The organism is Neohoeflea coraliihabitans (genome assembly GCF_019334345.1).
GTDB classification, from domain to species: domain Bacteria; phylum Pseudomonadota; class Alphaproteobacteria; order Rhizobiales; family Rhizobiaceae; genus Pseudohoeflea; species Pseudohoeflea coraliihabitans.
Map to the genome: position 1 here is coordinate 353,888 of NZ_JAHWQX010000004.1, position 24,820 is coordinate 378,707.

Genomic DNA, 24,820 nt, shown 5'->3' on the forward strand with positions numbered 1-24,820 from the left:
GGCCGTTCCAAGGCACTGGAGAGAGACGATGCAAATGAGTGAAATCACCGCCAACACCGCGCAACAGCCCGACGAGCCTGTGACGAGCGAGCACGCTGACGCCGGCGCAGCCAATGGCGGCGAGGGGGCTGCAAGCTCCGCGGAGGGTGCGGGCACCCGGTCGGCGCTGCCGACAGAGGAACTGGCGCGTCTGTCCGATGACATCGTCAGCGCCCTGAAGACCGTCTATGACCCGGAAATTCCCTCGGATATCTATGAGCTCGGCCTGATCTACAAGATCGACATCGAAGATGACCGTTCGGTCAAGGTGCTGATGACCCTGACCGCTCCCGGTTGCCCGGTGGCCGGCGAGATGCCCGGCTGGGTCGAGAACGCCGTGTCCGCTGTCGAGGGCGTGTCCGGCGTCGAGGTGGCGATGACCTTTGATCCGCCGTGGACACCGGACCGCATGTCGGAAGAGGCGCAGGTCGCTGTCGGCTGGTATTGATCAGCGCCGCCGAGCAACAGCCTGCAACGCCGCGCCGCCCGCGGCGTCCCGCCCGCAGCACCTTGTTCGCATCGCTGTTCCCACTTACATTTAAGGTGCGGCAGACAGGGGCGCGCCTTGGGGCAGTCTCGCAGAATCCACGAGGCGCACTGCGCTGCTGCCGCCTGAAAGGAGACGCCGATGGCTTTTGAAGTTCTGACCCTGTCCGACGCCGCCGCCGAGCGCGTCAAGGAGATCGTCGCCGGCGCGGGTGCCAGTGACAAGGGCCGCGCGGCCGGCATCCGCGTCGGCATCAAGAAGGGCGGCTGTGCCGGCATGGAATACACCGTCGACCTGGTGCATGAACCGGACGCTAAGGACGACAGGGTCGAGCGCGACGGGGCCGTGGTCTTCATCGCCCCCGAGGCAACCCTGTACCTGCTCGGCACCGAAATGGACTATGAAGTCACCCGCCTGCGCTCCGGGTTCATCTTCAACAACCCCAACCAGACTTCGGCTTGCGGATGCGGTGAATCGGTCGAATTGCAGCCGGCCGATCTCGCCCGCCTTGCCGCCGAGGGCAATCCCTTCGTTAAAACCCCCTGAGGAAACAGCCCCTCTCGGGGAGGCCGGAGCGAGCGGCGGAGGTGTCAAAACCATTCCGGCGCGTCCTTTCAATTGCCAAAATCCTGTGGTTGCACTCGATCACGATCAAATTGCCGCCCGTAGCCAATGATTCAGTGGTCGATGATTCAGAAGCCGTTCACCGGCCGTTGTTAAAGTGAGTAGATGTCGAGGAACGCGCTGTATCACAACTCTTTGGCGCGCGGCCGCTTTGGGCTGCGCTTGCGCGGGGCCGCGTCCGGTGCTCTGGCCGCTGTTTTGCTCTTCGCCTCACCGATGCCGGCGCAAGCCATCGAGATCTTCGGCTTCAAGCTGTTTGAATCCGAGAGCGAGGACAAGGACGACGTCTTCGTCGCCGATCCACTCAATTACAGCGTAACCCTCGATATTGTCGGCGCGTTTCCGACCGCCAGCGGCGCCGATGACGATCTGCGCGACGATCTGCGTGCCGCCTCGGAACTGATCCGCGAGGAAGGCAGCCCGGTCTCCGGCTCCGTCGGGCTGATCAGCACCGCCAGCTCGGATTTCGAACATCTGCTCGGCGCCCTTTACGAGGACGCGCGCTATGGCGGCGTCGTCAATGTCACGCTCGCCGGACGCCCGCTGGAGAGCCTGCGGCTTGATGCCGATCTGTCGGTCTATGAGCCTGTTCCGGTCGTCTTCACCGTCGAACCGGGGCCGCAATTCACCTTCGGAACCGTGGCCTTGCGCGGCGAGGCGGAGAGCCTGCGTGAACCCTCGAATTACGGGCTGGAGCCGGGCGCGATCGCCCGCTCGACAACCATTCTTGCGGCCGAGACGCGCATCGTCGAGGCCTTGCAGCAGAAGGGCCGGCCTCTCGCGGAAGTCAGTGGCCGGCAGGTTGTCGCCGACCATGCCACCAACACGCTCGATGTCACGATCAACGTGGATGCGGGCCCGGTGGCCCCCTTCGGCACCACCTCGGTTGACGGCGCCGAAAAGGTCGATCCTGATTTTGTCGCCTATATGGCCGGCATCGAACCGGGCACCGTCTATGATCCTGACGCTCTCGAAGCGGCCGAGAAGCGGCTGAAATCGCTCGAGGTCTTTTCCAGCGTCGCCGTGCGCGGCGCCGAAACGCTCCATGCCGATGGCTCGGTGCCGGTCGAGGTCGGTGTCGCCGAACGCAAATTCCGCTATTTTGGTCTCGGCGCCACTTTTTCATCGACCGAGGGCGGTGGTCTCGAGGCCTATTGGGGGCACCGCAATCTCCTCGGCCGCGCCGAAAAGCTGCGCATCGAAGGATCGGTCGCCGGCATCGGCGACACCACGCGCTATCAGGACCTGACCTATCGCGGCGCCCTCCTGTTTGAAAAACCGGGGGTCATCGCGCCCGCCTCGACCTTCACCTCGGAATTCGCGGTCGAGCAGGAGGATTCCGATGCCTATCGCCGCTTCTCGGTCATCGGCAAGGCCGGGCTGGTCTATCAGCGCACCGAGAGACAGACGCTGTCGGGCGGTGTCGAGGTCGAATATGCGCGGCTGACCGACAGCTTCTCGGTCGAGCAGGAGACACTGACCGTCGCCCTGCCGCTGGAATTCGTCTATGACGCCCGCAACGACACGCTTGATCCGACCCGCGGCTACCGGCTGCTGGCGCATCTCGAGCCCGCCTATGAAACGCTGGGCGGCAACAGTTTCGTCAAGATCCGCGGCGAAGGATCGGTCTACCGTGCGCTGGATGAGGCCAAGCGCTTCGTGGTTGCCGGCCGCCTTGCCGCCGGCACGATCCTTGGCGCCGATCTCGATGACATCCCGGCCAACCGCCGCTATTACGCCGGCGGCGGCGGTTCGGTGCGCGGCTACGCCTATCAGGGGATCGGACCGCGTGATGCGGCCGGAGACCCGACCGGCGGCCGCTCCTACCTGGAAGCCTCCGCCGAGCTGCGCATCGGTGTCACCGAGAAGATCGCGCTCGTCCCGTTCATCGATGCCGGCGCGGTCGGTGCCGGCTCATGGCTGGAAGATGCCGAACTGCGCACCGGCGCCGGAGTCGGCGTGCGCTACAAGACGCCCTTCGGTCCGCTGCGGCTCGACGTTGCCATCCCGCTGGATCGCCGCGCCGGGGATCCCGACTATGGCATCTACGCCGGCATCGGCCAGGCGTTCTGATCATGAGTGATGCCGCCCCTCCCGCTGCCGGCCATTCCCTTCTGCGCCGCGTCATGATCGGCACGCTGGCGCTCGTCATCCTGCTGGTTGCGGCAGTGATCTTCCTGTTTGCCACGGTGCCCGGCGGCCGTGTCGTGGCGCTGATCGTCAATCGTCTCGGCTCCAGCGCCATTCAGTCGGTCGAGGTCGACAGCATCACCGGCCTGGTCAGCGGCCAGACGCGGCTCGGTCACCTGACCATCGCCGATGCCGATGGCGATCCCTGGCTGCTGCTGCGCGGCATCGAACTCGACTGGGCGCCCTTCGCGATCTTCTCGGCTGGTCTTGACATCGAACGTCTGCACATCGACGAGGTCGAGATCCTGCGGCGTCCCGATGCGGTCGCCGACAACTCCGACCCCACCGGTGGCGCGCTGACCTTGCCGCTGAACATCGATATCGCCACGCTCGATCTGCCGGATGTCCTGCTCGGCAAGGCGCTCGCCGGTTCCGAGGCCCGCCTGTCCGCTGCCGGCGCATTGCGACTGAACCAGGACCTGTCCGATGTCGTCGTCGATCTCGATGTGGATCGCATCGATGGCGTCGGCGGTGCAGCAATCATCAAGGCCAATGTCAATCTTCCCGAGCAGCGCTTCGATCTTGATGCCACGCTGAGCGAACCCTCAGGCGGTGTCATGGCGCACATGCTCGGCCTGTCGCCCGATGACGCCGTGGCGCTGAAAGCCCGGTCACGCGGCGCGCTTGATGACTGGCAGCTCGATCTCACCGGCGAGATCAACGGGGCGCAAGCCGCCAGTGGCACCGCCGCGGTCACGGCCAGTGAGGCGGGCCATGCCTTCGAGGCGTCGCTGCGCGGCCAGGTCGGCCGCTTCCTGCCGCCGCAACTGGCCCAATTGTTCGAGGGGGACAGCGATCTGGTCGCCTCCGGCCTTCTCGAGCCGGACAATGCCGGCGTGCAGCTCGATCTCTTTACCCTCCGGTCGGCCAGCCTGATGGCAGAAGGGCAGGGCAGGCTCAGCCGCCAGGGCAATTCCGATTTCCGCGCCAGCATCACCGGGCGCGATGCGCAAGCCGGCGGCACCGTCGAACTCGTTGTTGGCCAGGATGATGGCCGCATCGCCCTTTTTCTGGACAGTCTCGAGCTGACTGTGGCCGGTGCCGCCGACAATGCCGAAATCGTGCTGGCCGCCGCCGTGCCGCGCCTTGAGAGCTCGGACATCAGCGCCGAGAATGTCGCCCTGTCGGCGCAGTTGCGAAATGTCGACCTTGCTGCCGGCACGGGCGGCGGGCAGTTGCAACTGACCGCCGGTTCGGCTGGCGCCGCCGATGCCACCCTGGCCCGCGCCCTGGCTGGCGCCCTGCGGGTCGAGGGCGGTGTGGCGCTGAATGGCGACGAGCTGACGCTTGAGGCGCTGGCGGTCAGCAGCGCCACCGCCGATCTGATCATCGATGCCAGCTTCAACCGTGCCGAATCGACGGGACGCGGGCATATCGAGGGGCAGCTCAATACCGCGGTCCTGACCGCCGGCCTCCCAGAGACGCTGGGGCCGCAACTGAAGCTGGCCGGTGATTTCACCCTGCCCGGCGACAACGCCGTCACGCTCAGCGACCTGACCCTTGCCACGGACCGCCTGAGCGTGGCCGGGGGTGCGGCGCTCGATGCCCAGCGCAATGTCACCGCTGATCTCACCGCCACCATCGCGCAACTGTCCGATTTTACCGAAGCCGCCAGCGGCAGGCTCGAGCTGAGCACCACGCTGGAAGGCGCGCTGCTCTCGCCGCAATTTGAAGCCACACTGACCGGCGATGATCTCCTCATTCAGGGCGAGCCGATCGAAGATCTGCGGCTTCTCGCCAATGGCGGCTTCGAGGCTGGCGCGCCGGCCGCCGACATTGAACTGACCGCGGCCTTTCGCGGCGCACCGCTGACCGGCACCGCTCGCATCATGCGCCGCGGCGAAGCCACCGAAATTGACGAACTGCAGCTTGTTGTCGCGGAAAATAGCCTCAGCGGCGCCTTTTCGCTTGATGCCGCCCAGCGGCCAACAGGGCAGGCGAGCCTTGATCTCCCGGCGATCGGCGCTCTGGCCGCGCTGGCGGGTGTCGAACTGAGCGGCGAGGGCAAGGGCGTCATTGCGCTCGAACTGGTCGGCGAAACGCCGATGCTGACCGCCGATCTGTCGGTCAGCACGCTTGCCGGCGAAGGCTTTGCACTGTCGGGCGCGGCGGCTGAAATCAAGATTTCCGACTACCTCGCTGCCCCGCAATTGCGTGGCACGCTGACGGCCGGCGAGATTGACGCCGCCGGCACGGCAATCACCGGCGCCGCCGTTGATCTGTCGCTTGAGGAGGGCGGCTGGACGCGCTTTGAAGGCGCTGCCACCGCCGCGGCATTGCCGGTCTCCCTGTCCGGCCGGCTGCGCCAGGCTGACGGCGCCACCGAACTTCAGCTCGACGCGGCGTCCCTGGTCTACAAGGCACTGCCCGTCACTCTCGAGGGGCCCGCGCGCCTGTCCGTGCGTGACGGCGTTGCAACCATCGACACGCTGCGCCTGTCGCCGGGCGCCGGAAGCCTTGCGGTTTCAGGCACGGCCGGGGCCGACGCCCTGGATCTCGATGTAGCGCTCGACGGCGTCAGGCTTGCAAGCCTTGAACCGCTGGTCCCGGAGCTCGGCTATACCGGCGCGCTCAATGGCGCTGTCCGGATCACCGGATCGCCGGCAAAGCCGCAGATCAGCCCGGCGCTCGTGCTCGATGATCTCGCCGCCGCTCCGGGGCAGGCGCCGCTCAGCCCGGTGCTGGCGCGCGCTGCCGCAGGCGGCCTGCGTCTGGCTGGCGATCTGCAACTGGACGGATCGGCGCTGCAGATCGACGTCCTTCGCCTGGTCAGCGACACGCTGTCCGCCGAAATCAGCGGCGGTCTGGATATCCCTGACCTGACCGGGCAGGCCCGGCTCGACGCGACCGCCGATACCGATGTCTTCGCCAGCGGGTTCGGCACGTCGCTCGGTGAGACGATGCGTGTTGCCGCGGATATTGTCCTGCCCGGTGGCAATGCCGTCACGCTCGATGATCTCTCGATCAGCTCCGCTGAGCTGACCGCATCGGGATCCGCGACGCTTGATGCCGAGCGCAATATCACGGCCGAGCTGACCGCCGAACTCGCCGATGTTTCGACCCTCAACCCGCTGGCGACCGGTTCCGTGAACGCTTCCGCCGCCATCGCCGGCACCCTGGCCGCGCCGGAATTTTCCCTCACCGTTGCCGGGCGCGACATCACCATTGACGGTGAGCCGATCGAGGCGCTGCGCGTCGCCGCAACCGGCGGGCTCGATGACGCCACGCCGCGTGCCGATGTCGAGATTTCCGGCACTTTTCGCGGCAAGCCGATCACCGGTACCGCGCAACTGACCAGCCGCGATGGGGTCAATCGCATCGAGCCGCTCAGGCTGCAGCTCGACGACAATCGCATTGAGGGTGCCCTGCGCCTCGATGAGGCGTTCCGTCCCACCGGCACGGTCGATCTCGACTTGCCGGATCTTGGCGCCCTGGCAGCGCTTGCCGGCATCGACATCACCGGCTCCGGCACCGGCGCGCTTGAGCTTTCGATCGACAATGACGTGCCGGTGCTGGCGGCCGATCTGAGCATCGCGTCGCTGGTCGGCAACGGCTTTTCGCTCGACAATGCGCGGGTCGATGCGCGTATTCGAGATTACCTCACGGCCCCGGCGGTTACCGGTACGGTGAATGTTGCCGCGCTCAACGCCGGCGAAACCGCCGTCAGCGATGTCGATGTCGACGTCAGCCTTGAGGAGGGCTGGACGCGCTTTGACGCGACGGCTGATGCCGATGGTTTGCCGCTCGAGGTGGCAGGACGCGTGCGCGCCGAGGACGGTGAGACGCGTCTCGAACTCGACACGGCGCGCATCATCTATCAGGGTCTGCCGGTCGCCCTTTCCGGTCCCTCCGGTCTGAATATTCGCGATGGCATGGCCGAGATCGAGACGCTGACCTTCTCGCCCGGCGGCGGCACCGTGACCGTTTCCGGCAGTGCCGGCGCCGATGCGCTCGATCTCGATGTGCGGCTTGATGGCCTGCCGCTCGGCACGATCGATCGGTTTGCCCCCGGCACCGGCCTTGCCGGCACCGTTTCCGGCACTGTCGACGTCACCGGTTCGCCGTCGGCGCCGCGCGCCCGTTTCGATCTCAGCGCCAATTCCGTCCGCGCCAACGCCCTGGCGGGGTTCTCCTCCAATCCGCTGTCGGTCAGCGCCAATGGCCTCTACGATGGCAATAGCGTCAGCTTCGATGCAACAGCGCGCGATCCGTCCGGGCTGGTGCTGAATGCCGATGGCCAGGTCGGATTGACCGGCGCCAGAACCTTGTCGATCAACGCCAGCGGCTCGGCGCCCTTCAGCCTGCTGGCCGCGCAGCTGGCAGCGCAGGGATTGGTGCTTGAAGGCAGCGCCAGTCTCGACATGCGCGTGGGCGGTACGCTCGCCTCGCCCGATTTTGCTGGCACCATCCGCACCGCCGACGGGCGTTTCATCGACACGCGATCCGGCATCGCCATCAACGATCTGGCTGCCGACATCGGCCTGGACCGGCAATCGGTGAACATTCGCTCCCTGACCGGAACCCTGTCGTCGGGGGGGCGGCTGACGGGATCGGGGAGGATTGGACTGAACGCGGCGGAGGGCTTTCCCGCCGATCTCGCCGTCAAGGTTGCCGAAGGCCGCTATGCCGATGGCAAGCTGGTGGCCACCCGGTTTGACGCCGACCTGACGGTCACCGGGCCGCTGACCCGGCTGCCGACGCTCGGCGGCACCATCAATCTGGGCCGGACGACAATCACGGTCCCCACCGGCCTGCCGGGCTCCATCGCGCATCTCGATGTGGCTCATCGCAATGCCGATGCCGACGTGCGCCGCCAGGAGGCGCGGATCAACAGCGCCGACAGCGACGGCGCCCAGGGCGGTATCGCGCTTGATCTGCGGCTCAATGCCCCGAACCGCATCTTTGTGCGCGGTCGCGGCATCGACGCCGAATTTGGCGGCTCCCTGAGGCTGCGCGGCACCACCGCCGACCCGATCGCCATCGGCGGCTTCGATCTTGTGCGTGGCCGGCTGGACATTCTCGGACAACGCCTTGATTTCGACAGCGGCCGCATCGGCTTCACCGGCGCGATGATCCCGTCGCTCGATTTCGCCGCCACGACGCGCTCCGGCACGGCGACGGTGACCATCCTGATCTCCGGCCCGGCAACACGCCCCGAGTTCGATTTCACCTCTTCGCCCGACATGCCGGACGACGAGGTGCTGGCGCAGCTGGTCTTTGGTCGCTCGCTGACCGATCTTTCGCCGTTCCAGATTGCCCAGCTGGCCGCCGCCGCCGCCGAACTGACGGGCGTCGCCTCAGGCGGCGGGCTGGTCGGCAGCCTGCGCAAGGCGACCGGTATCGACAATCTCGACATCAAGGCCGACGAAGACACCGGCGAGGCGACAGTCGCCGTCGGCAAATATCTCAACGATCGCACCTATCTGGGCATCGAGCAGGGCGCTTCGGCCGGGTCCGGCAAGGCAACGATCGACCTCGAGATCGGTCGCGGCCTCAAGCTGCGCGGCTCGGCCTCATCGTCCGGCGAGACCAAGGGCGGCATCTTTTTCGAGCGCGATTACTGATCCCAGACCAGCTGAAGCTCGGTCAGGCCACGAAAGTGATAGGCATCGCGTCGCTGCGGTGTTGTCGCCAGGCGCGGATGCGAGGGCAGGCGCGCAAACAGGGCCGGCAGGGCGATCTGCAACTCGAGCCGCGCCAGCGGCGCGCCGAGACAGAAATGAATGCCGGCGCCGAATGCCAGATGCGTTCCCTCGGTGCGGTTGGCGATGAAATTGCCTGGATCGGGAAAGCGGCGCGGATCGCGGTTTGCCGCTGCGAGCAGCAGCCCGATGGTCTCGCCCTTGCGCAGTGACACGCCGGGCACCGGCTCGCAATCGGTCAGCGCATAGCGGGTGAACATGTGCAGCGGCGGATCAAAGCGCATCATCTCCTCGATGGCCAGCGCCGTGGTCTGCCGGTCGGCGAACATCGCCCGCGGACACAGCCCGAATTCGAGGATCGTCGCCACCGCATTGCCGATCTGGTGGACCGTCGCTTCGTGCCCGGCATTGAGCAGCAGGATCGCCGTCGAGACGATCTCGTCATCCCCCAGTATCTCGCCATCGCGCGCACTTCGTGTCAGCATCAGCGAGATGAGGTCATCGTCCGGGTTGGCCCGCCGCTGCGCGATTTCATCGCGGATAAAGGACGCGAAATCGCGCGCCGCCGCATTGGCATCGATCTCGACCGCCTCATCGCGAGCGAAGGTATACATCCGCACCATGCGATGCGACCAGTCGAGCAGGTGCGGCGCCATATCCTCGGCAATGCCGAGCATGCGCGCAATGACGGTCACCGGGATGATCTCGGCATAGCGCGACAGCAATTCGACGCCGCCATCGGCAATGAAAGTGTCGATCAGGCGATCGGCCAGTGTCGCGATTTCCGGCCGCATCTGCTCGACCTGGCGCGCTACGAAGGCGCGGTTGACCAGCGTGCGCAGCCGGGTGTGGGCCGGCGGCTCCAGCTCCAGAAGCGAGTGGGCCTCGACCGCGTCGAAGGCGCTCAGATGCGGTGCCGGCTCAGCCAAGCCAAGCTCGGCGCGGCTGGCAACATGGGTGATCTGCCGGCCGAACCGCTTGTCGCGCAACAGCAGGTTGACGATGTCGTATCCGGCAAAACACCAGTGGCCGTATTCCTCCCAGAACACGGCCTCGCCGTGACGGTGAATGGCCGCGTAAGCAGGGTAGGGATTGGCCACGAAACCCGGCGCGCGCGGTGACAATTGCATCGAGCTGCCGTGAAAGACCGGAAGCACCGAGCTCAGGTTTGGATTGCGCTTGAGCATAGCTAAATCCTCCCAGCCAGAACGCCTGACGAGGCACGTTAGCCTGCCTCTGTCCGTATGCAGCGAAGTTTAGGGCAGATGTCGCGGCGGCACTAGTTGATTCTACGTATTATGATGATTTAAGGAGTAACGCTTTGAAAGGCGGCGATCTTTTCTTGCTCGACAACTGTGCGAGGTCTTCCCCGACGCTTTACGCACGCGTAAACAAGCGCGCTTGCTTGCTGCCGGCGGCTCGCCGTCCCCCCACAAAAGAGGGCTGTGCGGGGCTGCTTAACCTCTCATTAACCAAAGGCCGCGACAACTCTGGAAAGCGATTTGCGGACCTTGCGTCTTGAATCGCCGGGTGGTCAGTCTCTATCTAGAGGCCAACACAGGCATTGATTCCCGGCTGCACAGACAGCCGGCGCTGACAGGGGATTGGGATGACACGGACAATCGATACGGCAATGGCCCTCGTGCCGATGGTGGTCGAGCAGACAAACCGGGGCGAACGCTCCTACGACATCTTCTCCCGGCTGCTCAAGGAGCGCATTATCTTCATCACCGGTCCGATCGAGGATCATATGGCGACCCTGGTATGCGCCCAGCTTCTGTTTCTCGAAGCCGAGAATCCGAAAAAGGAGATCGCCCTTTACATCAATTCTCCGGGGGGTGTGGTGACGGCCGGAATGGCCATTTACGACACCATGCAGTTCATCAAGCCTGCTGTTTCGACCCTGTGTATCGGTCAGGCGGCATCGATGGGCTCGCTGCTTCTGTGCGCCGGCACCAAGGGGATGCGTTTTGCCACCCCGAACGCCCGCGTCATGGTGCACCAGCCTTCGGGCGGGTTTCAGGGCCAGGCGTCAGACATCGAGCGCCATGCCCAGGACATCATCAAGATGAAGCGGCGCCTCAACGAGGTGTATGTCGAGCATACGGGCCAGGACTACGAGACCGTCGAAAACACGCTCGATCGTGACCATTTCATGACCGCCGACGAATCAAAAGCCTTCGGATTGATCGATCGGGTGATCGACAAGCGCGAGAATATCGAGGATGCCCCGGGCAGCTAAGGCCGCGTTTGCGGGCTTGTGCGACGTTTTTGCCACCATACACGCGGATGTGAGATGATTTCACCCGCCGGGACTGACAGATGCCGGCGCCCGCGTTAATAATATGCGTTAAACCTAAGTTGAGGCCTTCGGGCCTAGCTTGAAGATTGAAGCGGGGATGACGTTGCCTGCGGGTCTGGGACAAGCCTTGTCTCGGAACCGATAGCACCCCCGGTTGAGCTGCGCGGATACGAGGGCAGGCCATTCCCGAAGGACATACGGCGTCCGGGCAATGCCTAGCAGATCGGACTGGAAGGAATGAGAAATGAGTAAGGTCAGCGGTAGCAACGGCGGCGACTCCAAGAACACCCTGTATTGCTCTTTCTGCGGAAAGAGCCAGCACGAGGTCCGCAAGCTGATTGCCGGACCGACGGTGTTCATCTGTGACGAATGTGTCGAATTGTGCATGGACATCATTCGCGAAGAGAACAAGACCTCGATGGTGAAGTCGCGCGATGGCGTGCCGACACCGCAGGAAATCATCGGCACGCTCGACGAATATGTCATCGGCCAGCACGACGCCAAGAAGATTCTCTCGGTGGCGGTGCACAACCATTACAAGCGGCTCAACCACGCCGCCAAGGGCACCGATGTCGAACTGGCCAAGTCGAACATCCTGCTGGTCGGTCCGACCGGGTGCGGCAAGACCTACCTGGCGCAGACGCTGGCACGCATCATCGACGTGCCCTTCACCATGGCGGATGCGACGACGCTGACCGAAGCCGGCTATGTCGGCGAGGATGTCGAGAACATCATTCTCAAGCTGCTGCAATCCGCCGACTACAATGTCGAGCGGGCCCAGCGCGGCATCGTCTATATCGACGAGGTCGACAAGATCTCGCGCAAGTCGGACAACCCCTCGATCACCCGCGACGTGTCGGGCGAGGGCGTGCAGCAGGCGCTGCTCAAGATCATGGAAGGCACGGTTGCCTCGGTGCCGCCGCAAGGCGGCCGCAAGCACCCGCAGCAGGAGTTCCTGCAGGTCGACACCACCAACATCCTGTTCATCTGCGGCGGCGCCTTTGCCGGGCTCGACAAGATCATCTCGGCGCGTGGCGAAAAGACCTCGATCGGCTTTGGCGCCTCGGTGCGCGCCCAGGACGAACGGCGGGTTGGCGAGGTGTTGCGCGCTCTTGAGCCGGAGGACCTCGTCAAGTTCGGTCTGATCCCGGAATTCATCGGACGTCTGCCGGTCCTTGCGACGCTGGAAGATCTCGACGAGGATGCGCTGATCCAGATCCTCACGGAGCCGAAAAATGCGCTGGTCAAGCAGTATCAGCGCCTGTTCGAAATGGAAGATGTCGAACTGACCTTCCATGACGATGCGCTGCGCGAGATCGCCCGCCTTGGCATCATCCGCAAGACCGGCGCCCGCGGCCTGCGCTCGATCATGGAAAAGATCCTGCTCGATACGATGTTCGAACTGCCGGAACTGGAAGGCGTGCGCGAAGTCGTCATTTCCGACGAAGTGGTCACCGGCAATTCCCGTCCGCTGTATATCTATGCCGAGCGCGACGAGGAAAAGGGCAACGCCACCGCCTGAGGACCGCGCGCCGCACCTCCGCGGCCGGTCGGAACAAATGCCGATATCGGTGAACTGAAGCAAAAAACCCGCCGGACTAGGCGGGTTTTTTCATGCGTTTTTTCCCGCCCGCCTTGCTTGCCGATGCGCTGGTGCGCCGCCGTTCAGCCGCCTTGTTCGGCACGGAGTTGACTGCAGGGCTTCAATCCAGCGACGCGCCGGCGGGCACGTCTCCGGCAAACTGCTGCGCATCATCGCAAATGCCGTACCAGGGCGGCTTTTCGGCGACGAAGGCATGAAACCGGTTGCCGATCTCCGGCCGCTCGTCGAGCGTATCGGCCGGGATCAGGACGCTCTCCGCCTCGGAAAGGATGTCCCCGAGCGACGTGCCGCAGACTGCGCAGAATGTCCGCCTGTACCGGTAGGGCGGAGGCGGAGTGAACGAACGCACCTGATCCCGGCCCCGGACCCATTTCACGGCCTGCCGGTCGACGAACACGAAGCTGCTCGCGCCAAGTTTGCGGCACCGGCTGCAATGACATGTCCCCATCATCGCCGGCGCCGCCGTCAGCTCGAACTGGACCGCCCCGCAACAACAGCATCCCCTGGACATCGATCGTTCCTCCCATTCCCGGCATCCGAAAGAACAATACAAGAACATTATCCAGACGGCAATGTCTGGCGCCGTCTGGCCATCATGAGGCCGGACCTCGCAGCGGTCGCATGGCTGCGTTGCGGCGATGGGCCCCTGGTCGTCTCCCGCCTGACACAAGCCTGCGATGACAGAATTGTGAAGCGGAGAGCGGCAGCGGCGCGGCATCCTTGCGGCGACATGAGGCTGCGACATGAGGCGGCGGCCAGGGCGACCTTTTCCACCTCTTTCGCCGCAAAATGCGAGCCGTTGCTGCCAAAGCCGCCGCGAATTGTTAGTATAGCGACTCGAATGGGTTAACTGGTGATCACGACCACCTTGAATATGGGGCAGGGTGCCTCCACTTATAGTTCCGACAAACGGGCTTGCGCGCCGGCCACGGATGCGCGATTCCCTTGAAATGAACACCGGTACCGGTTGCCTGCCAAAAGGGGCCGTCAGAGTGTTGCTGAGAGGCCGCAAGGCCCGCAAGAAGGACATCACATGACCGACAAGAAACAAGATCACGCGCCCGAGGACGTCGGAATCTACCCGGTGCTGCCGCTGCGCGACATCGTCGTCTTTCCGCATATGATCGTGCCGCTGTTCGTCGGGCGCGAAAAATCGATTGCCGCGCTCGAGGAAGTGATGGGATCCGACAAGCAGATTCTGCTTGCCGCCCAGATCAACGCTTCCGACGACGAGCCGGGGCCGGAAGGCATCTACGACATCGGCACCATTGCCAATGTGCTGCAGCTGCTCAAGCTGCCTGACGGTACGGTCAAGGTCCTCGTCGAGGGCCGGGCGCGTGCCGAAGTTCTCGGCTATGCCGATCGCGACGATTTCTACGAGGCGCGCGCCGTCGAGCTCGGTGAGCCGGAAGAGGATCAGGTCGAGATCGAGGCCCTGTCGCGTTCGGTGGTCACCGAGTTCGAGAATTACGTCAAGCTCAACAAGAAGATTTCGCCCGAGGTGGTCGGCGCGGCCAGCCAGATCGATGATTATTCGAAACTGGCCGACACGGTCGCCTCGCATCTGTCGATCAAGATCCCGGAAAAGCAGGACATGCTGGCCACCGTCAGCGTCAAGGGCCGGCTTGAGCGGGCGCTCGGCTTCATGGAGGGCGAGATCTCCGTGCTGCAGGTCGAAAAACGCATCCGCAGCCGCGTCAAGCGGCAGATGGAGAAGACCCAGCGCGAATATTATCTCAATGAGCAGATGAAGGCGATCCAGAAGGAACTGGGCGAGGGCGAGGACGGCCGCGACGAGATGGCCGAGCTCGAAGAGCGGGTCAAGAAGACCAAGCTGTCGAAGGAAGCCCGCGAGAAGGCCGAGACGGAAATGCGCAAGCTCAAGCAGATGAGCCCGATGTCGGCCGAGGCCACCGTCGTGCGCAACTATCTCGACTGGCTGCTGGGTCTGCCCTGGGGCAAGCGTTCGCGTGCGAAGATCGACCTGAACGCTGCGGAAACCGTGCTCGACGACGATCACTTCGGACTTGAGAAGGTCAAGGAGCGCATCGTCGAGTACCTCGCCGTGCAGGCGCGCTCCAACAAGATCAAGGGACCGATCCTCTGCCTCGTCGGCCCGCCCGGCGTCGGCAAGACCTCGCTGGCGCGTTCGATCGCCAAGGCGACGGGCCGCGAATATGTCCGCATGGCGCTCGGCGGCGTGCGCGACGAGGCCGAGATCCGTGGCCACCGGCGCACCTATATCGGCTCGATGCCCGGCAAGGTCATCCAGTCGATGAAGAAGGCCAAGAAGTCCAATCCGCTCTTCCTGCTCGATGAGATCGACAAGATGGGCCAGGACTTCCGCGGCGATCCGTCATCGGCGATGCTTGAAGTGCTCGATCCGGAGCAGAATGCCACCTTCATGGATCACTATCTTGAGGTCGAGTATGATCTTTCGAACGTGATGTTCATCACCACGGCGAACACGCTCAACATCCCGCCGGCCCTGATGGACCGCATGGAGATCATCCGCATCGCCGGTTACACGGAAGATGAGAAGATCGAGATCGCCCGCCGGCACCTGTTGCCCAAGGCGGTGCGTGATCACGTCCTCAAGCCTGAGGAGTTCTCGGTCAGCGACGATGCGCTGCTGGCCATTGCGCGCCTCTACACCCGCGAAGCCGGCGTCCGCAATTTCGAGCGCGAGCTGATGAAGCTGGCCCGCAAGGCGGTCACGGTGATCGGCAAGGGCGAGACGACGAAGGTCGAGGTCACCGGCGACAACATCGACACCTATCTCGGTGTGCCGCGCTTCCGCTTCGGCGAGGTCGAGCACGATGATCTGGTCGGCGTGGTCACCGGTCTGGCCTGGACTGAAGTCGGCGGTGAACTCCTCACCATCGAAGGCGTCATGATGCCGGGCAAGGGCAAGATGACGGTCACCGGCAACCTGCGTGACGTGATGAAGGAATCGATTTCCGCTGCGGCCTCCTATGTCCGCTCGCGCGCGGTTGATTTCGGCATCCAGCCGCCGCTGTTCGACCGCAACGACATCCACGTGCACGTACCGGAAGGGGCAACCCCGAAGGACGGCCCATCGGCCGGTGTCGCCATGGTCACCGCGATCGTCTCGGTGATGACCGGCATTCCGGTGCGCAAGGATGTGGCCATGACCGGCGAGATCACCCTGCGCGGCCGTGTGCTGCCGATCGGCGGCTTGAAGGAGAAACTGCTGGCGGCCTTGCGCGGCGGCATCAAGACCGTCTTGATCCCGGAAGAAAATGCCAAGGATCTGCCGGAGATCCCGGACAAGCTCAAGAATGGCCTTGAGATCATCCCGGTCTCGCGCATGGGTGAGGTGCTCGAGCACGCATTGGTGCGCAAGCCCGAGCCCATCGAGTGGAATGCCGAAATGCAGGCCGAGGCCGCATTGGCAGACAAGCGCGCGGAGGCGGGCGCATCGGTCGCGCACTGACAGCGGCCTGTCGCAAAATGACTTGAAAACGGGCCCGAAGGGGCCCGTTTTTCATTTCGGATGCGGAATGATAACTAAAAAATAGGTGAAAAGCTCTTCATCTCCTTGCGCATGCCGCCGGGATTCGTAAATTTCCTGCACGCAAAAGGTTGAGTCTTCAAAACGCCGAAAGGGAAGAGCAATGAATAAGAACGAACTTGTGGCTGCAGTCGCAGACCAGGCGGGCATCAGCAAGGGTGATGCCGGCAAGGCGGTGGAAGCCGTTTTTGATACCATTTCCGGTGAGTTGAAGAAGGGTGGCGACGTACGCCTCGTCGGCTTCGGCAATTTCACCGTCTCGCACCGCGAAGCCACCACGGGCCGCAACCCGTCGACCGGCGCCGAAGTGCAGATCGCGGCGCGCAACGTGCCGAAGTTCTCGGCCGGCAAGGGCCTGAAGGACGCCGTCAACTCCTAAGGTTCGACGCGCGATCCATTTGCAACCCGGGCAGGCGCCAGTCGCTGCCCGGGTTTTTTCGTGCGCGCACACTTCCTCGCCGGGGCGCTTCTCCAGCTGGGAGCAAGCTGCGCCATGGCAAGCATGCGCGAACCGGGGCAAGCAGCCAGGATGCGGTTGACAACGGATCAAAAAGAGAACAAAATAGCAACATAACGGAAAAGGAGTTGGTTCATGTTTGATTTTGCCCCTGTCGGTTTCGCCCGCGATCTCGCCGCCTTTGTCGCCATGACCCTGTTCCTTGCCAGCTTCGGCATCACCATCATGGCGCTTTGAGCCAGCTTTTCCCGCCGGTGAGCGGCGGGCGCATCTGTCACTTCGCCACACCCTGCGCCGGGTTGTGTCCTTCTGATCGATAAAAGCGCCGCCGCGCATCTGTGCCGGTCTAATGTCCAGCTGTGCATCCCCGCGATCGCGTCTGGACATGCGCCGCGTGAGACGAGACAATCGCTGCCGTGGAATCGGCGCGCATCTTCTGTCCGCCGCCACGAATCAAGTGGTAGACGGGGCAGGGACACGCACAGATGGCGCGCGACAAGAAGGCGGAAGTGCTGGCGGCCCTGAAAACCGCGCCGCGCGGCGACGCATCCGCAGGCACCGTTACGATCGATTCGGACAAATGGCCGGGTTTCGTGCATCTGCGCACCCATTCCGCCTATTCGCTGCTGGAAGGGGCGCTGCCGATCAAGTCATTGCTGAAGCTGGCCGTTGCCGACGGCCAGCCGGCCCTGGCGATCAGTGACACCAACAATCTGTTCGGGGCGCTCGAATTTTCCGTCAAGGCGATGGAGGAGGGGATTCAGCCGATCATCGCCTGCCAGACCGACATCGACATGCAGGACGGCGTTGTCAGCGAGCGGCGCGGCAAGCCGGACGGTGGCAGGCGCCCGGAATCGATCGTGCTCATCGCCGCCACCGATGAGGGCTACCGCCGCCTCGTCGAACTGATCTCGCACATGTATCTCGGTGGCGCCGAAACCGACCGGCCGACGCTCTGTCTCTCCTGGCTGCGCGAGGGAACCGAAGGTCTGCTTGCCCTCACCGGCGCGGCCACCGGTCCGGTCGACGCCGCCCTGCGCGCCGGCAATCCGGGGCGGGCGAAAGCGCGCCTGCAGGCCCTGGCGGAATGTTTCCCGGACCGTCTCTATGTCGAATTGCAGCGCCAGCAAGGCTATGACACCACCTGCGAAGCGCGTCTCGTGCAGCTCGCCTATGATCTTGCCCTGCCGCTGGTCGCCACCAATGAGGCGTTTTTCCCGACGCCCGACGATTTTGACGCCCACGATGCGCTGATGGCCGTGGCGCAGAACACCGTCATCGCCGTCGATGACCGCATTCGCCTGACCCCCGACCATGCGTTCAAGTCGCGCGCCGAGATGATGGCGCTGTTTGCCGATCTGCCCGAGGCGCTGGACAACACGATCGAGATAGCGCGCCGCTGCTCGGCCGTTGTCGAAACCCGCGATCCGATCCTGCCGCGCTTCACCGCCGGAGCGGAAAGCGAAGACGAGACCGCCGCCCTGGCGGCCGAAGCCGCCGAACTGCGCCGGCAATCCGAGCGCGGGCTGGCGCGCCGCCTGGAGACCATGGGGCTGGCCGAGGGCTTTGACAAGACCGCCTATCTCGAGCGCCTCGAGGTCGAACTCGGCATCATCGAGAAGATGAAATTCCCCGGCTACTTCCTGATCGTTGCCGATTTCATCAAATGGGCCAAGGACCAGGACATTCCCGTCGGTCCCGGGCGTGGATCCGGTGCCGGCTCGCTGGTCGCCTATGCCCTGACCATCACCGATGTCGATCCCTTGCGCTTCTCGCTGCTGTTCGAGCGCTTCCTCAACCCGGCCCGCGTCTCGATGCCCGACTTCGACATCGACTTCTGCCAGGATCGCCGCGACGAGGTGATCCGCTATGTGCAGCAGAAGTACGGCCGCGACCAGGTGGCCCAGATCATCACCTTCGGCTCGTTGCAGGCGCGCGCCGCGCTGCGCGATGTCGGGCGCGTGCTGCAGATGCCCTACGGCATGGTCGATCGCATCTGCAAGCTGGTGCCCAACAACCCCGCCAATCCGACGCCGTTGCACCAGGCGATCGAGGACGAGCCGCGTTTTGCCGAGGAAATCGAGCGGGAGCCGGCCGTTGCCGGTCTGCTCGACATCGCGCAGAAACTCGAGGGGCTGTACCGCCACGCCTCGACCCATGCCGCCGGCATCGTCATTGGCGACCGGCCCTTGTCGCAGCTGGTCCCGATGTACCGCGATCCGCGCTCGGACATGCCGGTCACCCAGTTCAACATGAAATGGGTCGAACAGGCGGGGCTGGTCAAATTTGACTTTCTTGGCCTGAAAACCCTGACCGTGCTCGACACGGCGGTGGCCTTCATCAAGCGCCGCCGCGACATTGACGTCGATCTCGCCGCCCTGCCATTTGCCGACCCGCCCACCTACGAAATGCTCTCGCGCGGCGAGACCGTCGGGGTGTTCCAGGTGGAATCGGCCGGCATGCGCAAGGCGTTGATCGGCATGAAGCCCGATCGCATCGAGGACATCATCGCCCTGGTGGCGCTCTACCGGCCCGGTCCGATGGAGAACATCCCGGTCTACAATGCCCGCAAGCATGGCGACGAGGAGATCGCCTCGATCCATCCCAAGATCGACTATCTGCTTGCCGAAACGCAGGGCGTGATCGTCTACCAGGAACAGGTGATGCAGATCGCCCAGGTGCTGGCCGGCTATTCGCTCGGCGAAGCCGACCTTCTGCGCCGCGCCATGGGCAAGAAGATCCAGTCGGAGATGGACAAGCAGCGGGTGCGCTTCACCGAGGGCGCCATCGAGCGCGGCGTCGGCAAGGCGCAGGCCAACATGATTTTTGACCTTCTGGCCAAATTCGCCAATTACGGCTTCAACAAGTCGCACGCCGCCGCCTACGGCATCGTCTCCTACCAGACCGCCTATCTCAAGGCCCATTATCCGGTCGAGTTTCTCGCCGCGTCGATGACCTACGACATGGCCAACACCGACAAGCTCAATGATTTCCGCCAGGATGCGCGCCGTCTCGGCATCGAGGTTGTGCCGCCTTCCGTGCAGACCTCGTTCCGGCATTTCGAACCGGGCGAGGGGCGCATCTTTTACGCGCTCGCCGCCATCAAGGGCGTTGGCGAGGCGGCGGTTGACCATATCGTCGAGATGCGCGGCGACACGCCATTCGCCTCGCTCGAGGATTTCTGCCTGCGCATCGATCCGCGCCAGGTCAATCGCCGCGTGCTTGAAAGCCTGATCGCCGCCGGCGCCCTCGATTGCTTCGGCCATGACCGGGCCCAGCTGTCGGCAGGCACCGACCGCATCATGGGCTATTGTGCCCGCGCTCAGGAAGACCGGCTGTCCGGCCAGAGCGACATGTTCGGCGCCGGCGCCGCCACCGGGCCGGAAACCATTCATCTGCCGATCACCGAGGGCTGGACGGTGGCCGAGAAACTGCAGCGCGAATATCAGGCCCTCGGCTTCTATCTCTCCGCGCATCCGCTTGATGCCTATGCGGATGTGCTTGCCAAGATGCGGGTCCAGAACTGGGCCGACTTCTCGCTCGCCGTCAAGGCCGGTGCCACCGCCGGTCGCCTCGCCGGGACGGTCACCGGCAAGCAGGAGCGCAAGACGCGCACCGGCAACAAGATGGGCATCGTCACCTTTTCCGACGCCTCCGGGCAGTTCGAGGCCGTGCTGTTTTCCGAAGGGCTGGCGCTCTATCGCGATCTGCTCGAGCCGGGCCAGTCGCTGGTCATCACTGTCAATGCCGAAGAACGCCCGGAAGGCATCGGCCTGCGCATCCAGACCGCCGAATCGCTGGAAGAGCGGGCCATCCGCGGCCAGTCGGCGCTGCGCGTCTTCCTGCGTGATGCCTCGCCCCTGAAGATGGTTTCGGCCAATCTCAAGGGCCGCGGCGAGGGGCAGGTCTCCTTTGTCATCATCAAGGATGACGGCAAGCGCGAAATCGAGGTCGAACTGCCGGACCGCTACCGCATCTCGCCGCAGATTGCATCGGCGCTGAAGGCCGCGCCCGGTGTTCTCGATGTGGAGCTGGTCTGACGCGACTGCCTTCATGGCACTGGCGGGCCGGCTGATGGATTTCGAGTCCCGGATCAGAGACTTGCCGGCTTTTTCTGACTCACTTTCACAAGCGCCTGGAAGAAAAGATCAAATTCGCCACGGTCTCGTGGCACCACGATGGCACATGCTCCATTACGCTTCTGTCGGAAAATAAATCGGCCGGTGCGGGCGCTTCAATCACCTTCGATGAGTCGCGCACCGACCCACGGCAGGACAACCGTTTCCAGGCGCGCGCCGACCGCTTGCCGGTGGTCTCCCTCATAAACCTCGAGTATGTGCGGAATGCGCTCGGCGCCGAGGCGCTGCGAGAATGCAATCGTCCCGGGGGGAATGTGCCGGAACTGGTCATTCAGTCCGACGCCGAGGCCAAGTCCACGCAATTTGCGCAGGGCCTCCCGGCCTTCCCGGACCTGCCGGATCGGCAGCGAATCAAGATAGCGGTCATAGGCTGCATCGTTGAGAACCACTTCGCCGCGCACGATATCGAATGGAAATTTGGCGTAGAGCGGCGGCTCGTGCACCGTCGTGCTGAAAGCGGACAAGACGCCGAGCGCGGCGATGGCAAAGAAATCCCGATCCACCATCATCTGTTCGATGTCTTCCGGCGCAGTGATGCCCGCCGCACGCTTCCACGCATCGTTTCCGAAGCCGAAATCATCGACCGCCGCAAGACAGCACGGGCTCATCGCCCAGACGACGGAAAAGGTGCCGGGCCGCGTGATCGCCAGATGCAATGCGCCATAGCCGCCCATCGAGTGGCCGACTACCGCGCGGTTGTTCTCGCCGAGCGTGCGAAAACGCGTCTCGATATAACGGACCAGATCAGTGGTGATAAAATCTGCCCATCGGCCGCTAATCGGTGAGTTGCGATAAAAACCGCCCCCATATTTGTTGCCGCCATTCGGCATGACCACCAGCGCTTCCGGAATCGCCTCGCGCGCCATGGCCCGATCAAGCCGTGCCGGTACATCCTCGATGTCCAGCCAGACGCGAAAATCGTCGAATATGCCATGCAACAGATAGATGACCGGATAGCGGCGTTCGCCGGTGCTGTCGTAGCTCGGCGGCAGGTAAATGGCGGCAGTCTGCACATCACGGGTGCCGAGCAGATTGCCGGCCAGTGCCGGCGCCGGAATCTCGACTTCAACGACGCGGCCCGGCTGATCCACAGAGGATTGGGAGAGGGCGGTTTCCGGCCCTCCCAGGCAAAATGCTGTCAGCATGACAAGGCGAAGTAGCAGTCTCGACATCACAAGACTCCCTGCCAGCACCAGTCTACGCTGAAATGGCCGCAAGTCCAGAACGCCGCGCCCGGCATGACCTGGGCTGCCAGGTCTGGCAAAGGGCCGCCATCTCGGCCCAGGCGCTGTCAGGGCGGGTTTCTCAGGTCTCGTCCTGCGGCGTGTCGCGCGCCTTGCCGTGCCCGAAAGTGTAGCCGGTCTCCAGCGCCGTCCGGCCGAATCTGGCGCGCACGCGGTCAATCGCCGTTTCGGCGATGGCGCGCCGCCCGGCCAGTGGATCGACCAGATCGACCGGATCGGCCTGCTGCGGGTCGGTCAGATCGCTGACGCCGATGCCCAGCAGGCGAAAGCGCGTGCCGTCCAGTTCACGTTCGAGCAGGAACAGGCCGGTGCGGAAAATCCGGTCGGCAAGGCGCGTCGGCGCATCGAGCTTGTAACTGCGGCTGCGCAGCTTGAAGTCGGTCGTCTTCAGCTTGAGCACCACCGTCTGTCCGGCGAGGTCTGATTGCTTCAGCCGCGCCGAGACCTTTTCCGACAATTGCCTCAGTTGCGGCACGAGATCGGCAGCGCGCGACAGATCGGTGTTGAACGTGGTTTCCGACGAGATCGACTTGGCGCCCTCGCGCGGCGTGACGGAGCGCTCATCCTCGCCGCGGGAAAAATGGTACAGCCGCTTGCCCATCACGCCATAGCGCCGCATCAGCGCTTCCAGCTCCATTGTCTGCAACTGCCCGATCGTCCGCACTCCGTCGCGCTGCAACTGGGCCTCGAAGGCCTTGCCGACGCCCCAGATCGTCGAGACCGGTCGGTCAGCAAGAAAGTCAACGGCCTCGGCCCGCCCGATGATCGAAAATCCGCGCGGTTTCTCGAGATCGGAAGCAACCTTGGCGAGGAACTTGCAGTAGCTCAGTCCAACGGACAGGGTGATGCCGACCTCGCTTTCAACGCGCGCGGCAAACCGCGCCAGGGTGCGCGCCGGCACGTCCCCATGCAGCCGCTCGGTGCCGGCCAGGTCGAGAAACGCTTCATCGATGGAGATCGGCTGCACCAGCGGTGTCAGATCCTCCATCAGCGCCCGCACCTGCCGACCGACGCGGGCGTATTTCTCCATGTCGGGCTTCAGGACGATCGCGTCTGGACAGGCCTCGAGCGCCTTGTACATCGGCATCGCCGAACGCACGCCATTGATGCGGGCGATATAGCAGCAGGTGGCGACGACGCCGCGCTTGCCGCCGCCGATGATCAGCGGCTTGTCGATCAGTTCCGGATTGTCGCGCTTCTCGACCGTGGCGTAGAACGCATCACAGTCCACATGCGCCAGCGACAAGGCCGCAAGCTCCGGGTGCGACACCAGGCGCGGACTGCCGCAGCGCACGCAGCGGGGCCGCCGCCCGGCCGATGGTGCCGAAGCACCCGGATTTGCCGTCATGCAGTCGCGGCAAAAGGTGGAAATTCGGCCGTCTACGCTCATCGCGGCCTGCACCCCTCTGCTGTCCTGAGTGCGCGGCGCCTGCGCCATCCGCCGCACCGGCGACTCATACTGCACCCAGGCCGAAATGCCGCCTGACCAGCGCCGCCGCGGCGTGCCAGTTGTCGACGCTGGTGATTCCCTCACCAGGATCGGGTGCCAAAGCGCGAAATTGCGCATTGGCCATCAGATTGATCAGCAGGCAGTCCGGCACATGCCGGCGCACCGAGTGCAGATTGGTGAAAATGTCATCGATGAACGCCAGCGGCAGATCACGGTCCCCGTGCAGCGCCTTGATTTCAGGCCCTTTTTCTCGTTCGGTCGCGATCATCGGGTAGGGCAGGCCGGCCGCGTCGAGCAGCTGCCGCCTGAGACCGTGATGGCGCGGATGCATGGCCGTGAGAAACACGATATCCGCCTCGGCGGCAATCGCCTCGAGACTTTCGGCGGCCTGGTCGGCCACCGTTTGCCACCGGTCCTGAACCGCAAAGAAACGCTCGGTGAAGGCGTTCACCGCCGCCTTGTCGACGGGCTGCCCGTCATCGCGGCGATAGATGTTGCCGTTGAGCTTGAACGAATCGGCGCGCAATTCGTGCCGCTCCGCCTCCAGATAGGCGGTGAACGGTGTGAGAAATTCGAGCACCACCTCATCGACATCGCACACCAGAAGCGGGCGATCCCGCAGCGTGATCTCGCAGCTGATCTGCGCCCCGGCTGTCTTAATCTGGTTCATCCGATGTCTCCGCCGCCGCCCGCCAGCGCCCGGTGCGCAAGGGCGACGCTTTCCGGCCGCGTCCCGCTTGCCGCGCAATATTGCATCAGGGTCGGCTCGTGAGCCATGAGAAAGTGAAGCACCCCGGCCATGAAGCCCGGCTCCCGGGCCGCCTGCCGCATCGTGTCAGTGGTCAGGCCGGACAGGTCCAGAAACCGGCCGAGCAGGTCCGGTTCGTCCGCCAGCCATGCCAGCACCGAAATTGCGATTTCCTGTGGATCCTGTTGTATCATCGTGATCTGCTGCCTGCCGCCGGGACAATTCGAACGAAGGGGTTACCATTTTTTCAACCTAATGAAACTAGGATGCCGGCTGTCGGATTGCGATTCGACAGCGCCGTGGCTGCGGCAGCGCGAAAAGGCAAAGCGCCGGATCGCCGCCTGGCCGCGTTGCCGGATG

The 24,820-nt window shown here is 64.1% G+C and carries 15 protein-coding genes; 9 read left to right on the forward strand and 6 right to left on the reverse strand.

The window, feature by feature from the left end; translation table 11 throughout:
- The first annotated feature begins 34 nt into the window (after positions 1–34).
- The 4 genes from KY465_RS16555 to KY465_RS16570 all read left to right on the forward strand — a co-directional run bounded on the left by KY465_RS16555 (position 35) and on the right by KY465_RS16570 (position 8,904).
- Positions 35–487: an SUF system Fe-S cluster assembly protein gene (locus KY465_RS16555; RefSeq protein ID WP_428983043.1), complete on the forward strand. Its 453-nt coding sequence runs from the start codon at positions 35–37 to the stop codon at positions 485–487.
- Positions 488–667: 180 nt separating this feature from the next.
- Positions 668–1,072, forward strand: a complete 405-nt coding sequence (gene sufA, locus KY465_RS16560; protein ID WP_219203193.1) for a Fe-S cluster assembly scaffold SufA — start codon at positions 668–670, stop codon at positions 1,070–1,072.
- A 183-nt stretch (positions 1,073–1,255) separates the two neighbouring features.
- Positions 1,256–3,223: an autotransporter assembly complex protein TamA gene (locus tag KY465_RS16565; protein ID WP_255561762.1), complete on the forward strand. Its 1,968-nt coding sequence runs from the start codon at positions 1,256–1,258 to the stop codon at positions 3,221–3,223.
- Between the two features lie 2 nt (positions 3,224–3,225).
- Positions 3,226–8,904 carry a translocation/assembly module TamB domain-containing protein gene (locus KY465_RS16570; RefSeq protein ID WP_219203194.1) on the forward strand — a complete coding sequence of 1,893 codons (5,679 nt, stop codon included), beginning with the start codon at positions 3,226–3,228 and terminating at the stop codon, positions 8,902–8,904.
- Here KY465_RS16570 and KY465_RS16575 read toward each other — a convergent pair.
- The gene (locus KY465_RS16575) at positions 8,898–10,112 is read right to left on the reverse strand and encodes a cytochrome P450 (RefSeq protein WP_219203330.1); all 1,215 of its coding nucleotides are present in this window, start codon (positions 10,110–10,112) and stop codon (positions 8,898–8,900) included. The genes KY465_RS16570 and KY465_RS16575 overlap by 7 nt on opposite strands.
- A gap of 479 nt (positions 10,113–10,591) precedes the next feature.
- Between KY465_RS16575 and clpP the strand changes: the two genes are divergently transcribed.
- Both clpP and clpX read left to right on the forward strand, forming a co-directional pair.
- Positions 10,592–11,224, forward strand: coding sequence for an ATP-dependent Clp endopeptidase proteolytic subunit ClpP (gene clpP, locus KY465_RS16580; protein ID WP_219203195.1), 633 nt, complete (start codon positions 10,592–10,594; stop codon positions 11,222–11,224).
- Between the two features lie 304 nt (positions 11,225–11,528).
- The gene (gene clpX / locus KY465_RS16585; RefSeq protein ID WP_219203196.1) at positions 11,529–12,806 is read left to right on the forward strand and encodes an ATP-dependent Clp protease ATP-binding subunit ClpX; all 1,278 of its coding nucleotides are present in this window, start codon (positions 11,529–11,531) and stop codon (positions 12,804–12,806) included.
- Positions 12,807–12,987: 181 nt separating this feature from the next.
- Here clpX and KY465_RS18885 read toward each other — a convergent pair whose 3' ends face one another.
- Positions 12,988–14,007, reverse strand: coding sequence for a GFA family protein (locus KY465_RS18885; RefSeq protein WP_487353257.1), 1,020 nt, complete (start codon positions 14,005–14,007; stop codon positions 12,988–12,990).
- On the opposite strand from KY465_RS18885, the gene lon reads away from it, so the two are divergent.
- From lon to dnaE, 3 genes are all read left to right on the forward strand, one after another.
- Entirely contained in the window at positions 13,921–16,344 is a 2,424-nt protein-coding gene (gene lon, locus KY465_RS16595; protein ID WP_219203197.1) for an endopeptidase La, read from the forward strand. The genes KY465_RS18885 and lon overlap by 87 nt on opposite strands.
- A 181-nt stretch (positions 16,345–16,525) precedes the next feature.
- A complete protein-coding gene (gene hupB / locus KY465_RS16600) occupies positions 16,526–16,801 on the forward strand; it encodes a DNA-binding protein HupB (protein ID WP_219203198.1) in 276 nt (91 codons plus the stop codon).
- Between the two features lie 563 nt (positions 16,802–17,364).
- Entirely contained in the window at positions 17,365–20,919 is a 3,555-nt protein-coding gene (gene dnaE / locus KY465_RS16605; RefSeq protein ID WP_219203199.1) for a DNA polymerase III subunit alpha, read from the forward strand.
- Between the two features lie 194 nt (positions 20,920–21,113).
- Here the strand turns inward: dnaE and KY465_RS16610 are convergent, their stop codons facing one another.
- The 4 genes from KY465_RS16610 to KY465_RS16625 form a co-directional block, all read right to left on the reverse strand.
- The gene (locus tag KY465_RS16610; protein WP_219203200.1) at positions 21,114–22,190 is read right to left on the reverse strand and encodes an alpha/beta hydrolase; all 1,077 of its coding nucleotides are present in this window, start codon (positions 22,188–22,190) and stop codon (positions 21,114–21,116) included.
- A gap of 133 nt (positions 22,191–22,323) precedes the next feature.
- Positions 22,324–23,652, reverse strand: coding sequence for a DNA polymerase IV (locus KY465_RS16615; RefSeq protein WP_219203201.1), 1,329 nt, complete (start codon positions 23,650–23,652; stop codon positions 22,324–22,326).
- A 64-nt stretch (positions 23,653–23,716) separates the two neighbouring features.
- Complete coding sequence (locus KY465_RS16620) at positions 23,717–24,382, reverse strand: hypothetical protein (RefSeq protein ID WP_219203202.1); 666 nt, start codon at positions 24,380–24,382, stop codon at positions 23,717–23,719.
- Positions 24,379–24,654 (reverse strand): DUF3572 domain-containing protein, encoded by a 276-nt coding sequence (locus KY465_RS16625; RefSeq protein WP_219203203.1) that lies wholly within the window; start codon positions 24,652–24,654, stop codon positions 24,379–24,381. The genes KY465_RS16620 and KY465_RS16625 overlap by 4 nt, the downstream gene beginning before the upstream one ends.
- Positions 24,655–24,820 lie beyond the last annotated feature (166 nt).

Bases quoted from the DNA above. Each gene is read 5' to 3' on its own strand.
- KY465_RS16610 (WP_219203200.1), bottom strand. From the start codon at position 22,190: ATGTCGAGACTGCTACTTCGCCTTGTCATGCTGACAGCATTTTGCCTG.
- KY465_RS16565 (WP_255561762.1), top strand. From the start codon at position 1,256: ATGTCGAGGAACGCGCTGTATCACAACTCTTTGGCGCGCGGCCGCTTT.
- KY465_RS16570 (WP_219203194.1), top strand. From the start codon at position 3,226: ATGAGTGATGCCGCCCCTCCCGCTGCCGGCCATTCCCTTCTGCGCCGC.
- KY465_RS16575 (WP_219203330.1), bottom strand. From the start codon at position 10,112: ATGCAATTGTCACCGCGCGCGCCGGGTTTCGTGGCCAATCCCTACCCT.
- lon (WP_219203197.1), top strand. From the start codon at position 13,921: ATGACCGACAAGAAACAAGATCACGCGCCCGAGGACGTCGGAATCTAC.
- clpP (WP_219203195.1), top strand. From the start codon at position 10,592: ATGACACGGACAATCGATACGGCAATGGCCCTCGTGCCGATGGTGGTC.
- KY465_RS16555 (WP_428983043.1), top strand. From the start codon at position 35: ATGAGTGAAATCACCGCCAACACCGCGCAACAGCCCGACGAGCCTGTG.
- KY465_RS16620 (WP_219203202.1), bottom strand. From the start codon at position 24,382: ATGAACCAGATTAAGACAGCCGGGGCGCAGATCAGCTGCGAGATCACG.
- hupB (WP_219203198.1), top strand. From the start codon at position 16,526: ATGAATAAGAACGAACTTGTGGCTGCAGTCGCAGACCAGGCGGGCATC.
- KY465_RS16625 (WP_219203203.1), bottom strand. From the start codon at position 24,654: ATGATACAACAGGATCCACAGGAAATCGCAATTTCGGTGCTGGCATGG.
- clpX (WP_219203196.1), top strand. From the start codon at position 11,529: ATGAGTAAGGTCAGCGGTAGCAACGGCGGCGACTCCAAGAACACCCTG.
- sufA (WP_219203193.1), top strand. From the start codon at position 668: ATGGCTTTTGAAGTTCTGACCCTGTCCGACGCCGCCGCCGAGCGCGTC.
- KY465_RS18885 (WP_487353257.1), bottom strand. From the start codon at position 14,007: ATGCGGAAAGACGACGATGTCGCGCAGCGGCAGCACCGGGTAGATTCC.
- dnaE (WP_219203199.1), top strand. From the start codon at position 17,365: ATGGCGCGCGACAAGAAGGCGGAAGTGCTGGCGGCCCTGAAAACCGCG.
- KY465_RS16615 (WP_219203201.1), bottom strand. From the start codon at position 23,652: ATGAGCGTAGACGGCCGAATTTCCACCTTTTGCCGCGACTGCATGACG.